The 14,065-nt window shown below is 43.0% G+C and carries 10 protein-coding genes; 2 read left to right on the top strand and 8 right to left on the bottom strand.

What is annotated here, in order from left to right; all coding sequences use genetic code 11:
* Window positions 1–17: 17 nt before the first annotated feature.
* The 8 genes from EKN16_RS03775 to EKN16_RS03740 all read right to left on the bottom strand — a co-directional run bounded on the left by EKN16_RS03775 (window position 18) and on the right by EKN16_RS03740 (window position 11,530).
* The gene (locus EKN16_RS03775; protein ID WP_125653772.1) at window positions 18–1,793 is read right to left on the bottom strand and encodes a glycoside hydrolase family protein; all 1,776 of its coding nucleotides are present in this window, start codon (window positions 1,791–1,793) and stop codon (window positions 18–20) included.
* A gap of 130 nt (window positions 1,794–1,923) precedes the next feature.
* The gene (locus tag EKN16_RS03770; protein ID WP_125653771.1) at window positions 1,924–3,537 is read right to left on the bottom strand and encodes an extracellular solute-binding protein; all 1,614 of its coding nucleotides are present in this window, start codon (window positions 3,535–3,537) and stop codon (window positions 1,924–1,926) included.
* A 17-nt stretch (window positions 3,538–3,554) separates the two neighbouring features.
* The gene (locus EKN16_RS03765) at window positions 3,555–4,493 is read right to left on the bottom strand and encodes a carbohydrate ABC transporter permease (protein WP_125653770.1); all 939 of its coding nucleotides are present in this window, start codon (window positions 4,491–4,493) and stop codon (window positions 3,555–3,557) included.
* Window positions 4,487–5,383 (bottom strand): ABC transporter permease, encoded by an 897-nt coding sequence (locus EKN16_RS03760; RefSeq protein WP_232016202.1) that lies wholly within the window; start codon window positions 5,381–5,383, stop codon window positions 4,487–4,489. The genes EKN16_RS03765 and EKN16_RS03760 overlap by 7 nt, the downstream gene beginning before the upstream one ends.
* Window positions 5,384–5,533: 150 nt before the next feature.
* Window positions 5,534–7,177 (bottom strand): response regulator, encoded by a 1,644-nt coding sequence (locus tag EKN16_RS03755; RefSeq protein WP_125653769.1) that lies wholly within the window; start codon window positions 7,175–7,177, stop codon window positions 5,534–5,536.
* 12 nt (window positions 7,178–7,189) lie between these two features.
* Window positions 7,190–9,943, bottom strand: coding sequence for a sensor histidine kinase (locus EKN16_RS03750; RefSeq protein ID WP_125653768.1), 2,754 nt, complete (start codon window positions 9,941–9,943; stop codon window positions 7,190–7,192).
* Window positions 9,944–10,202: 259 nt separating this feature from the next.
* Window positions 10,203–10,454 (bottom strand): hypothetical protein, encoded by a 252-nt coding sequence (locus tag EKN16_RS03745; RefSeq protein ID WP_125653767.1) that lies wholly within the window; start codon window positions 10,452–10,454, stop codon window positions 10,203–10,205.
* A 98-nt stretch (window positions 10,455–10,552) separates the two neighbouring features.
* Window positions 10,553–11,530 carry an aldo/keto reductase gene (locus tag EKN16_RS03740; protein ID WP_164522665.1) on the bottom strand — a complete coding sequence of 326 codons (978 nt, stop codon included), beginning with the start codon at window positions 11,528–11,530 and terminating at the stop codon, window positions 10,553–10,555.
* Window positions 11,531–11,687: 157 nt separating this feature from the next.
* Between EKN16_RS03740 and EKN16_RS03735 the strand changes: the two genes are divergently transcribed.
* Both EKN16_RS03735 and EKN16_RS32060 read left to right on the top strand, forming a co-directional pair.
* Complete coding sequence (locus EKN16_RS03735; protein ID WP_125653765.1) at window positions 11,688–12,563, top strand: helix-turn-helix transcriptional regulator; 876 nt, start codon at window positions 11,688–11,690, stop codon at window positions 12,561–12,563.
* Window positions 12,564–13,396: 833 nt separating this feature from the next.
* Complete coding sequence (locus EKN16_RS32060) at window positions 13,397–14,044, top strand: transcriptional regulator (protein WP_164522664.1); 648 nt, start codon at window positions 13,397–13,399, stop codon at window positions 14,042–14,044.
* Window positions 14,045–14,065 lie beyond the last annotated feature (21 nt).

Below are 14,065 nucleotides of genomic sequence, written 5' to 3'. Positions count from 1 at the left end.
CACAGTTGAATTTCATATTACTTTGCCATCTGCTCAACAAGTCGCGGACTCCAATCCACTCTGGCTTCTGTCTCATTCTTATCATTCGCTGCATGGATTACGAAACGAATCTCATCTCCAGCTTTTACAGCGATGGTCAGATCATGCTGTGCTCTCTTATTCATAGCAATAAATTGTTCCCAAATCGTTTCACTGTTTTTCAGAATGGATACCCGTGCGTTCGCAGTTGATGAACTGGATAATTCGACATTCCCCGTGATGGCAATCTCGCCATCGAACGATGAAATCCACTTACGCACTGCTTCAATACCTGCTGCCGTTTGCATCCAGTGATCTCCAATAAGAACCTTCTCCGTTGTCCCTTTCCATTCACCCGATTCGCTGTCCCAGCCCATTTCCGCAATCGTTCCTTTGTTCACCAGCTCGTAATGCCACCCATTACCGCCTTGCTTTTTCGAGAAGCCTGATGAAGCATAATTCACGTTCCTACCATCGTTAAGTTGGATCCTATTATTCTCTATACGATAGGACTCTTGGTTAATATGCCCTGGCCAGTAATCATTGAATTGCGGCGTCATCTCTGTAATCATGTTCAATGGCTGCTGTAAATCCTTTAACACGATTGTATTTCCGGAGATTGTCCCGCGATTGTCCAGATTGTTGGCGTGGACGAGAAGCGCTGCGTGAAGCTTGCCATCTTGTTTGATTCCGTTATTCATAAAGCGGTTATTAATTAAGCTTGTGTTAATATTCTCAATTCCGTTCGACCATTGCGGATTGCGGTAGTACATAACGGCTTCGTCCTCATTATCATGGATATAGCTGTTCTGCACCGTGACGTCTTTATTTAAACCCTCATAATCAATACCTACTCCGTCAGGAGAGTTAGGTGAAACGGTAAATGCGACTTCCACATTATCAATCGTAAATTGATGTACAGCATTTAGCGCTAACCCCGCCGTACCCCAAATCATCCCGTTGGATCCTGTGCGCACAATTTGACTATTACGGAAAATCCCGGTTGGCTGTCCAGGATGATCATAGTTGATTCCTGTAAATATAACGCCCTCCCGGTAAGAGTCCGTTGCCTTGATCGAATCTACGGTTACATGATCCGCATGTCTGATTTCCAACGGTGCATCTGTTCTTTCAAAGATACAATTGTTGATCGTAACATTCTGCAACCTCTCTCCCGAATTTAGGAATGTAAAAATGCCAACCGAATACGGCATCATCACGAGTTCAGGCACTCGATTTTCCGCAGCTGGATATGGCGTAAGCGGCCATTTCGTAATATCGTGGATATAGCAGTCTTCCACCCAAAGTCCGTCGCGGGTTCCTTCCGCCCCGTTGACATACACAATTCCGCTTTTAGAGTTCGCAATCTCGAGGCCCTTGATCTTCCATCCTGCCGTATTATCAAGCTTGATCGCGTATAACAGACCATTCTTTGCCACATCATCAGGATACGACTCTGAGATGGATTCTGGCGAATCGTAGGGCGAAATAATTGGACGATTGCCTGTTCCGTAAGCGGATAATGTTATCCAATTATCAGATGAACCATTACCTTTCAAATATAAGGTTTCACCCGTCCAGGTGTCCCCACGTTTCAACAAAACAGATTGACCTGGCTTGAAGGTATGTGACGAGACTTTACTTAATGTTTTCCAGGGTCGCTCCTGGGTACCTGGGCCATCATCATCCGCTTTTGGATCAGAGGAACTAACAAAATAATTAGTCTGCTCTATCGGTTCTTCCTTTGACTGATCACATCCGACTAATATACACATGGCCAGTAGAGAGATAAGAATTGATATTTTCTTTATAACGGGTTTCCCTCCATTCTTTATTGCGCTAAAAAGGCAGTTCTAGTAAATGAGGAAGGATCGAGCGTGAGCGCTCTCTCCTTCCTCATGTCGATTATTTCAGCTTCTCCATTGTTTCTTTCACATATTGCTGAGCTTTTGCATAGCCTACGCCATTCATCTCATTAATCATTTCTGACCAACCCGCATCGACTTCTTTACTGCCGCTTATAATTAAAGTGGAGTACTTCTCTACAATATCAAGCAGCTTTTGGCTGATCTCCGCGAATTCCGCAGGAAAATCCAGTACATTAGCAATATCCGACAATACCAGGTTCTTGTTAATATAAACATCCTGTTTGTCTGCAATCTCAGGATTTTTGTTGAACGAATTGTTACTGAGCGCCTCTACTTTATCCCCGGTGAATTTATATAAGCTACCGAAGTATTGGCCCACATTATACAGTCCTTTTAATTCTCCGCCAACCGGCGCAAAAGTAGCTGCCGGCTCCTTCGCTCTGTTCTCCAAATTCGGAACGATTTTATCTCCATCCTTGGAATAATGCACACCTTCAATTCCGAAATAAGTGAGCTCTCTTCCTTCCGGACTATAGATATAATCCAATAACTGTACGACTCTTTCCGGATCTTTGGTCTGTGCGGAGATACTCCAGCCGCCCCAGAAGCCGCCAAAGGACTGAACGCCTCCTGGTCCGCCTGGACCGTCAGGAGGGGGCAATACATCTACGACCGCGTCGCGTTTGACCGCACCGATTTGCTCAATAACCCCATCAGCTTTCACGCCGCTGTTCGAGATCATGACTCCAGCTTTGCCGGAATAGAATGCCTCTTCTTTCTGTGCGTCATCATTCAGGAAATACTCCTTCTGAATGTAACCCGCTTTGTACTGTTTCTGCATCCAAGCTAGGAATTGTTTGTACGAATCGGTTGCATATCCTGCTTCATATTCACCAGCTTTATTTAGATTCCATTCCGGCTTCACTCCGAAGCCTGTAGAGATCACGTTTAGCCAGTCTCTGATTTTAGAAGCGGTCATGCCAACGGTATCCTTCTTGTTATTGCCATCCGGATCGTTTTCAGTAAACGCTTTCAGCATTGTCGTAAATTCTTCAATGTTCGTCGGTTCCTTCAATTGTAGCTTATCCAGCCAATCTTTGCGGTAATAGATTGAATGATTGTTTGATGCAGTAATGACTGGAATGAAATAATAATGACCGTTAAACTTCAAATTTTTATAGAGCCCGTTATCCAGTATTTTTTTGAGGTTCGGCGCATTATCCAAATACTTATCGAGCTCTAGAACGACACCGCTATCGACCCAATTTCTATATTCAGGCAATGTGGTTAAGTAGAAAAATAGATCTGGTGCTTCTCCTGTATTAATCTTGAGCGCAAGCTTCTCCATCCAGCCTTCCCACGGAGCTCCTTGTCTGCTAAGCGAAACATTGAACTTCTGCTCCAGCTTCTTCAGGATGCTGTCATTCTCGACTCCATCCCATCGCTGGAAATCGTGGGCGTACATAGTCAGCTTTACCGCCTCTTGCTTAGGTTCAGCCTTAGGTTCAGCCTTAGGTTCAGCCTCCCCTTTATTCGTTTGCGCTGACGTTGGCGTTGGAGAACCTGCATTATTGTTATTATTGGAGCAACCAATTACCGCTGTCGTCATCATGCTGGAAATCAACGCCGTTACTATCCACTTTCTTGTCATTTGAACCCCTCCATGTTTTATTGCTTAACGGAACCTAATAATACACCTTTTACAAAGTGCTTCTGCATAAAAGGATACACAAGCATAATCGGTAACGTTGCGACCATAATAATCGCCATCTTAATACTAACAATAAGCTTGTATGAATCGTTGTTGAAGATACCCTTGCCAATCGTATCCATGTTCCCAACAACCAGGAACTCCCGTAAAATATTTTGTATCGGATACAAACTCGCTTTGTCGACAAATATGACTGCTGTAAACCAATCGTTCCATTTACCAACCCCATAGAATAAAGCCAATGTCGAGAGAATGGGCATCGATAAAGGAATAAAGATTTTCACGAGGATGTATAGATGCCCTGCTCCGTCGATTCTCGCCGCTTCCTCCAGACTGTCGGGAATCTGCTTGAAGAAATTCAACATGAGTATCGCGCTAAAGCCAGAGAATGCTCCAGGAATGATGTAAACCAATAAATTGTTCATGAGACCCAAATATTTGATTAACAAATAGTGTGGAATCAATCCGCCGCTGAACAGCATAGTGAAGATAATAAACAACATCATCACGTTACGGCCCTTCAAATAACTGCGAGAAAGCGGATAGGAGGTTACTGTCGTAATTGCCAGATGCAGTAAAGTAGAAGCCACTACGATAAATACCGTAATGAGAAAACTACGGTGAATCTTCGGATCCCCTAACAGTACGGCATAAGAAGAAAATGAAATATTTTCCGGAATCATAATAAACTTGTTGTTTAAATAAGACTGATAGCTCGTAATCGAAACGACAAACACATGCCAGAACGGAAGGATCGTCAATAACCCGAACAAGGCAAGGATCCCGTAGTTAAACACATTAAACAGGAGTTCACCGAGCTGCATAGGCTTTAACGGAGATTTCCGTTTCAGGGGGCGATTAACTTGCGGCACAGTGGATTTATTCATGCCTACCATATGCCTGATCCCCCTAGTTTTTTTGCGATTTGATTAGTGATGACAATTAGGATTAAGGCGATAACCGATTTGAACAATCCCAGTGCTGTAGCCAAGCTGTATTTCCCTGACAACAACCCAATCCGAAAGACATAGGTGTCGATAATATCTGCCGATTCATAGACAAGCGGGCTATACAGGTTAAAGATTTGATCAAAGCCAGCATTTAATATCCCACTTAAGCTTAAGATCAGCATGATACTAATAGCGATTGAGATACCTGGCAGAGTAATGTGGATCAATCTCTTCCATCGGTTCGCACCATCGATCATTGCAGCCTCATACTGTTCCGGATCAACACCTGCAAGCGCTGCCAAATATATGATCGTTCCCCAGCCGGCCTCCTTAAGAATATCTGAGACAATTAACATGGGTACAAAATAAGTGTTGCTGGTCAAGAAAGGAATAGCATCAAAGCCGAAAAACTCAACGATCTGATTGACAACTCCACCATCGGTTGTGAGGAATACCTTCAAGATTCCGGCAATGATAACCCAGGAGATGAAGTGGGGTAAATAGATAACCGTCTGTATCATGCGCTTGAATAGGGTAATCCTAACTTCATTAAGCAATAGTGCAAGTATAATAGGAATCGGAAATCCGAACAGCAGCCGCATTAAGCTAATTTTCAACGTGTTCCATGTGACTGTCTGAAAATAAGAATCTGCGAATAGTGCGTTAAAGTGCTTCAATCCTGCCCAGGGACTATTCATGATGCCCTTCATAATATTGAAATCTTTAAACGCAAGCACGATTCCGTACATCGGGGCATAGCTGAAAATAATCAAATAGATTACACAAGGTAACAGCATCAAATACAACATTTTTTGTTTACCTAACTTGCTTATCAATACTCACCATTCCCCCTTCTTTAGCTCTAACTTACCCACTGCACTAAATATAAGGGAAGGTGAGTAAAACAAATATACGGTTCATTTTGGATTTTGTGTCGTATTTTTGGTTAATTTGAACGCAGGCACTTATGCAATCGTTGGATATGATTACTTTCCTCTTTGCTTGAAATCCTTAGGCGAGATTCCCTCCACTTTTTTGAACATTTTACAGAAATGTCTATAATCATTGTAGCCAACGCATTGCGCCACCTCATATACCTTTTGCTTATCCTGCTTAAGCAAATTCTTGGCTACACTCATGCGATACTGAGTGAGGTATGCTGTAAATGTAAGACCCGTCTCCTGCTTAAACAACCAACTAAAATAAGAGGGATTTACATACAGCTGAGCTGCTATTTCTGTCAATGAAAAATCGTTCCTATAATTCTCGGTCACAAATTCCTTCGCCTGGCGAACCAAATTACGTTCTGTGTTAGGGTCTGCTTTATCGATCTCGTTTTTTATTTCATTTAATTTCTGTTTGGCATAGGACAGAACATGCTGTAGATCGGTAAGCCCTGTCATCGATATATTATCCATGACATCCAGTTCCTTATCATAGCTTTGCTCCGATAAATAACCGCATACGGAATATAGCGTTTGGGCAACTGCATTTTTGATGGTTTGGGATTGAACCCTCTGATGCTGCAAGATACCAGCAAACATCTCTTCATAGATCAAGTGAACATCTCCACTCCCAGTCGAGATATAGTTGATCAGCTTTTTCTCTGCATGCTTGATTTGCTGGAACTCTTGTGGGGTTAATGTCCTCAACTTGGGTATGTCATGATAGCTATTAATCGAAGCTGTCCCCCTATAGAAGCGATGTTCCAGAGCCTCGCTAGCTTGTTGATAGGTTTCTGGAACGCATTCAACCGCTCTTACCCAACCTCCGATTCCTGCAGAGAATGAAGCTCCGCTCCATGTATTCTGGAGCCAATCAAGCAATATTCTCAGAGCATCAGCTACCTTCCCCCCATTTTCTGCTTCCGCAGCTGCATTCGAGTCATTCTCACCTATATGTAGAAGAAGAGTCAGCCGTCCTAGATCATCAACCGCGCTCAGCACAGCATAATCATCGCCCGCTTGATTGAATATTTGTGAAGCAATATCCTTCATTATCGACCATGCATTTTGTTTGAAAAGGCTTACAAAATCACTTTCCAAGCAGTCCAAGTTATCGATATCCACTAAAGCACATAAATAATAACCCGTCTTCATTGTATCCCAGGGCTTTGTTTCATTCATTAAAGCAGGAGCCAATGGATTAGCGTAACGTCCATGAACCCAATCGCTTAACTGTTTTTGCAATACAACAACTCTGCTTTCTGCTACTTCTTTCAGCAATTCGCTTTTTTCCCTATATTCCTGCTGCTCCTTATCGAGTATTTCTCTTAATTGAAGAAAGACTTCTGCTAGCTTATCCCTCTTCAAGGGCTTGAGAATATACTGAAACACCCCATGCTCAAGTGATTGCCTTGCATATTCGAAATCGCTGAAGCCTGTGAGGACAACGATCTTCACCTCCGGCTTAGAAGCTTTGACTAGTCGAGACAATTCTAGTCCATCCATGACGGGCATACGTACATCTGTCATCATGACATCCACATCGTGATGAAGAATATAGTCTAATGCAGCTTTACCATTAACGGCCTCACCACAAACCTGAAATCCCCAATTCTCCCATTGGATACTATTTACCAAGCCTTTGCGTATTATGGCCTCATCTTCAACGATCAGCAGCTTGTTCACGTGGGATCCCCCTTATTCATTCTCTAGTTCGACGATAGGCAATATGACTGTAACAATAGTCCCTTCGTCGACTTGACTCGTTATTCGCAAGCCGTATTCATCTCCGAATAGCAGTTTGATCCGTTCATTCACATTTAATAACCCGATGCTGCGTGATGGTTTATGATACCAATTGCTGATGTGCTCCCTTAGCTCCGTAAGCCGTTCAGTCTGAATGCCTAATCCATTATCGCTAATCTGCAGATGCAATCTGTTCTCCTCAATGAAGCCACTAATCTCTATCGTTCCTGCATCTTCCTTCAGCTCTATACCATGGTAGATAGCGTTCTCAATAATCGGCTGTAGGATCAGCTTCATAGTCTGGTAACGTTTAGGATCCACTTGGATATTCCAGATTACATTTAGCTTTTCGTTGTAACGGATTTTCTGAATGGTGATATACGCTTCCGCATGCTGAAGCTCCTCATCCATGCTAACGATATTATGGCCCCGGTTAATTCCGATCCGAAACAGATCTGCCAACGAGGTCATCATTGTAACCGCTTTATCATTCTCGTTCTGAATAACCAGCCAGTTGATCGATTCGAACGTATTATATAGAAAATGGGGATTGATTTGCGATTGAAGAGCGTTCAACTCTGCTTCTCTCTTCTTCGTTTCAAGCTCCTGTTCACGATTCTTGGACTCCGTTATCTCTTCGATGAGACCTTGCAAGCGGTCCAGCATCCCATTAAAGCTGCGGCCTAGAATTTCGATCTCATCCCCGCTATGCTCCTGAAATCGGGCATCGAGCTTGAAGTTATTCACACTTCGAATCACTTGCATCAGTGATTCTATCGGTCTAACGAATGCTCTTGATCTTTGCATACATATAATGATTAGAACGAGCATCATCATTGAAACGACAATTAGATTATAAGTGATCAGATCATATTTGGAACCAAGAAGCTCACCCGCAGGGACTATCGCATGAATGCTCCAATCGTTGTATGTGAGATTCTTATCGGTAATGAATACTTTGTCACGGGAGGACAAAAGCGGGATATGATCAACACGTGTATTTATCAATTGTGTAACATTAGATGAAAGTATAATTCCGTCCCTGTTCTGGATATAGATGATCCCTTTATCACTGATTCGGATATCTTTGTAGATTTGGCTCAATAGTGTTTCATTGATATTCAATTTCAAGTATCCGATCGGTACAGCAAATCCATCCGTGAACAAGATGTTGCCTTTAATTTCATGGATCAAGGAAAATACATTATTCTGAAATGCATCGGAATGCGTATCCACCCAAGCCATATTCTGCTTCAAGTCGGTTATCTTCCAAGCATTGCTCTCCATTATATTTGAAGAGGAGTAAAGTAGATTTTGGTTCATATCATATATTTCAATACTGTTTAACCCAACGTGATAGGTTGTCTTATTCATAATTCCGTCTGATATTTTTTTTGTTCTTTTCAAATAATCAGTTGTCTGTTCTGGAAGAGGGGTCACAAACAGTTGCTGAACATTAGGATTCGTTATTATGTACTTAACGTTCCGCATATGTCTATTCATTAACATATTAATACTAGAAGCAGCTTGAACTAGAGGCTGACGGAAGGACTGCTCCAACTGATTTTCCAACGTATCCACCGTTTTCTGATACAACAGCAAACTAAGGATGATCATGGGTACAATAACGATACACGTATAAAATAAAAATAATTTATTGCTGAACTTCAAGGAATGCAGCCATCTAATTCTAGAACGATTGCTATGAAGATCAAAACCAGATAAAGTTGATCGCACGTCCATCCCCTTCATATGCAAAGCATTCTTCATATGCTTTATGCGAAGAGTCAATCCTCTTGATGCAATCAGAGCGGTGACGGCACAAATAACAATCATGACACTAACACACAGAATAATGAACCATAAAATATGATTTAACGATTTAACGATGTTTTTCTCCGAAACTGAATTGATCATATACCAGTTGGAGAAGCTTGATTTTATGTAGATAAGGCGGGTATCTCCTGTTGCAAGACTACCTTCTGATCTGCCTTCAATGCTTAGATTCACGGTTGGATATGGATTTTCAAGCTTTTGCGGAGTAGCGCTCCAAGACACCTGGTTGACCGGATCTACTGTGTAGACAAGACCATCCGCAGGATTAGCCATAATTGAACTCGTTGATACATAACAGAGAACAATGATGTCGCTTACGTTATACGAAGATATTCTTTTGGCTAGAATGATCAAGTTTCCCGAGCCAACCTTCTCTTTCTGGAGCAAATCATCTGCCCTAAGCAGCGCATATTGGTCATCCTGCAAATTTTGCAGTTTATCTCGATAGACAGGAAGTTGCTTGAGATCCTCGTATGTAAATAGACCTAATCTCGAGCCCGAGGAAAAGTCTTGAGATTCGGATAAGACAGACATCCCCTGTATAGCATCATTGTTAGAAATAGATATCTTCAACCACTTCTCTACTTCAGATGCATCCATGTAACGCTGGAATGATGTTTTCGGTGATGCATCGAACACATGGCTTATTGATTGATTGTCTTGCAAAATACCAGCGGATTGATTAACATCCTCCACTATCGTCATTAAGCTTTTATCGATCTGCTTTAATTCATTAATTAAATAATTTTCGGTTTCATCGATAAGAATTCGGGAAGCAATACTGTAGGAAATGACACCAATTACGATGGAAATACTAACGATCAATATTAATGAGGTTGTAAACATCTTCTTAAAGATAGAATTACCCAATTTATTATCACCTCTATAGACTGTCCTGAAATCTATAAACCTATTGTCAACATTCTAACATTATTGCGGGAATAAGGGGAGGGCTAAAAAACCGATCATTTACCTAAATATCCTCGAATAAATTCTTAGTGCGGCCAACCCTGTGCCCACGAAACCAATTAGGATAAAAAAGGAACCTCAAAAATACAAAAAACACCGGGAAACCCCGATGTTATAAGGTATTTTTATGGTGGAGTCTAGGAGGAGCGAACCCCTGACCTCATCGCTGCCAGCGATTCGCTCTCCCACATAGGGGTATTACACACCCCGAAAGATGCAAACCCAGTATATCAATGAAATGTTCCATATACCAGAAATTCAGATTCGCCAAATCCTGTTTGTGAATGATGACGAGGTTCATCTCGAAGTCACGCCTGTCATATAATAGCAATGCTGTTCCATTTGTCGACCCGATGAAGGAGTCACGAGTAAAGGAAGCAACCAGTGTACTTTGCTTTTTATTTAAAATCATTGTATTCCTCCTAGAAATGGATTATCGAGGATTCAAACTAAAATTACAAAATGAACAACACAGGCGGTTTGGCGCCTGTGTTGTTCATTTTGAATACTCTATTCGTTGATAGGCATTACGATTCGGGCGCTTTTGGCAATACTTCTTATCTCTGTAAGCACAGATTCATCCAGTGTTACTTCGGCAGCGGCCAATGCATTCAAAATATGCTTGGGCTTACGTACCCCAATAAGAGCACTCGTTAAGGGAGGATTCGCCAGAACATAAGCAATGGCTAATTGGGAAACTGTGATGCCGAGTTGTTCGGCTACGTCTTTGAGTTGTTCGACAATAGCGATATTTTGCATGAAACTTTCCCCGGTATGGGAAGGGGATTTCGATCGCCAATCCTGCTCATCGAAGCGAGAGTCGAAAGTATAATTGCCCGAGAGAAGGCCAGATGCAAGCGGACTATAAGCCAGTACGCCGATTCCTTTAGCTATGCAATACGGCAGAAGATCGGACTCCACCTGATGAGCAAGTATGGAGTAAGGCGGTTGCAGGGAATCAATATGTCTGACCGCCAAAGCCTCATCAAGAAGTGCGATCGGGAAGTTGCTGACTCCTACATAACGTATTTTACCATCCTGAACCAACTTCTCCATGGCTCGCATTGTTTCTTCAAGAGGTGCTTTAACGTCAGTATCGGGCCAGTGCATTTGGTACAAATCGATATAATCGGTGCCGAGACGGCGCAAGGAATCTTCCGCTTCGCGAATGATCGAACCGTATGTTCCGTTGCGGGTTATATTGTTTTTATCGTCCCAGACTAGACCAAACTTAGTAGCGATGACGGCTTTCTCGCGACTGCCTTTAAGCGCCTTACCGAGCACTTCTTCGGAGTGACCCATTCCATAAACAGCAGCCGTATCAAAAAAGTTAATGCCAGCATCAAGCGCAGCACGAATACTATTTTGCGACAATTGATCGTTTTGTTCGCCCCATGAGAATACCCAGTCTCCGCCGCCAATAGCCCAAGTTCCAAAACCGATCACAGAGATTTCCGGTCCGTTTTTCCCTAATTTCCGATATTTCATGTTTATCATCTCTCCTATTTGATTGAATTTGTACTGTGTCACCTGTGCTGTGCTATGATTATGCCACAGATACAACTGGCTAACGATGAGTTTAGTTATCATAGGTGCAGTAACACCAGGTTAAGGGGACACCCTTACCTTATAAGGAGTGGATTAAATGAGTGCGAACAGTCGGCGTTCGGAATTGGGAGACTTTTTAAGGACGCGCAGAGAGCGTCTGGATCCTTCGGAACACGGATTTACGATAGGGACAAGACGAAGGACGTCAGGGTTAAGAAGAGAAGAGTTGGCGCAAGTTGCCGGAGTTAGCGTTTCTTGGTATACGTGGCTGGAGCAGGGGCGTGATATAAACGTCTCGACGCAAGTGCTGGAGAGCATCGCTAGAGCGCTGCGATTGGATTGGGTGGAACGAAGGCATCTGTTCAATTTGGCGTTGGACACGGTTACGATTCAGCATTTAACTCAACAGTCATTGGAGTATGATAACCTGCTTCAAAGCGTATTGGATTCTTGGGATACCTGTCCGGCGTATGCTGTTGATTACAAATGGAATATTGTTGGGTGGAACTCTTTGGCGAACCGGGTGTTTGGTGATTATTCAAAGCGTTCTGAAAGGGATCTCAACATAATATGGTATGTTTTTACCAATCCTTCACAGCGTATGCTGCTTATAAACTGGGAAAGAGAAGCGAAAAACGGTCAAGCCTTGTTTCGAGCGACCAGCGACCAATACGCAGATAACCCGTGGTTTAGCCAGTTTATACACGACTTAAGCGAAGCCAGTTTGGAGTTTCGGGAATGGTGGGCTTTGCACGATATTCAGATCACTCATGGCAACAAAGAGCTGAACCATCCTATTGTAGGAAGTTTGTTCCTGAGACAAACAACGTTATTGATCGCTGAGTTCCCTGAGCTGAAAATTTTGCTATATATCCCACTTCCACTGGGAAATACGTTGGAGAAGCTCAATCATCTTGCTTCATCCACGTACGAAACTGACACAAAGGAATTGCAGCTGGAAGTACTTCGTTGAAGTATGGAATGTTCATAAAAACTTCAGCATACATCAGAGAAATGCTTCCGGTGCCATGCACTTCATTCCGTTGCTGCTTGCAATGAAAGTTAAATTAACCAAGCCCTTGTTTTGTTGCTTCATGCAACAGAACAAGGGCTTTTGTGCGTAAAGTGCTTCATAAGTGCTAGGAATGCTCAACGAGAAACTCACGAAGGAAAACCTTGAATACGATTAAAAAGTAAAAAGCGGTACGAATACCCCGTTGGATGACATCTTAGCCTCTTTTCGTGAAAAAAATAAAAAAACGACATCTCTGTCTTTTTGAAGTCAAAGTATGGTGGAGACTAGGGGGATGTATGAATATTTGATTTAAATTGCTGACGAAGCAAACTCGACGAAGACAAACTTAGCGGTAGATTCAGACGTCGTGCTCCTGCACTTGAAGCTATTTCTCCGAAGCCTATTCATCCGTTCCGTCCGCGCGGGCGAACCCTGAGGGGCTCTCACCCCCAATACGTCTCCAAGAACGAAAAAAAAGAACATGTCCGATGACATGTTCTTTTTTCGTTCCATATGGAGACTAGGGGGATCGAACCCCTGACCTCATCGCTGCCAGTGGAGCGCTCTGCCGAAGTGTTTAGCTTCACTGCCCGAGCATTGCAGAAAGTAGTCGTAAGCTCTATACTAAAAATATTAATTATTGGAAACCCCGGTTGTGAAGCACACGCCGCTAGAATACAATTGCACGCTGTAATGAGATTACAGTTGTTGCGTTGTATGAAGGCGGTTTTTGTGTTTTCAAATTACTTTAATCAGGAAAGCAGCAATAAACGAGAGGAGAATCTATCTATATGTCGCGATTTGAGCAAAAATACGAGGAATGGTTACACCGCAATCTAGTTCACGAGAAAAACCACAGAAGGCTTGAATTGTTAAATAAGGGGCTTGGCCATGGGACGGTCGAGTTTCTTCGGTCAGTATGGTTCCCTGCTGTCGGTCATTTCGAGCACTTATATCCCGAGTGGGAGGTACGCGATTTCAACAATGGCTATCGCTACCTGGATCTCGCTTATATGCCTGGAGGCGCAAAAGGCGGGATTGAAATTCAAGGGTACGGTCCTCACGCCAGAGATCTTGACGTGAAGAGATTTAAGGATCTATGCAGAAGGCACTGTTTGTTATCGCTCGATGGTTGGATGTTCTTGCCAATCGCCTATCCTTCCATCACAGATGAGCCCAAGATGTGCCAGCAACTTGTACTCGCTTTCATAGGCAAGTTCATCGCAACGGATGTGTCTACTACGTTCTCATCGTTAGAAGCGGAAACCGTTCGTTTGGCTCGACGTGTGTTAAGACCCTTTACGCCATTGGAGCTTGCTAACCATCTCAGGGTAAGCGATCGCCATGCCCGGCGCGTTCTACATCGGCTAGTCGATATGCAGATGCTCGATGTCGCTAGTGGCCAAGAACGAGCTCGGACTTATAAGCTTCGACTATAAATTGCACTTTTGAGCACATGT

It is taken from the genome of Paenibacillus baekrokdamisoli (assembly GCF_003945345.1).
In the GTDB taxonomy this organism is placed as follows: Bacteria; Bacillota; Bacilli; order Paenibacillales; family Paenibacillaceae; genus Paenibacillus_Z; species Paenibacillus_Z baekrokdamisoli.
Note: the sequence above shows the minus strand (reverse complement) of the source record. Positions and strands in the feature narration are given on the sequence as shown.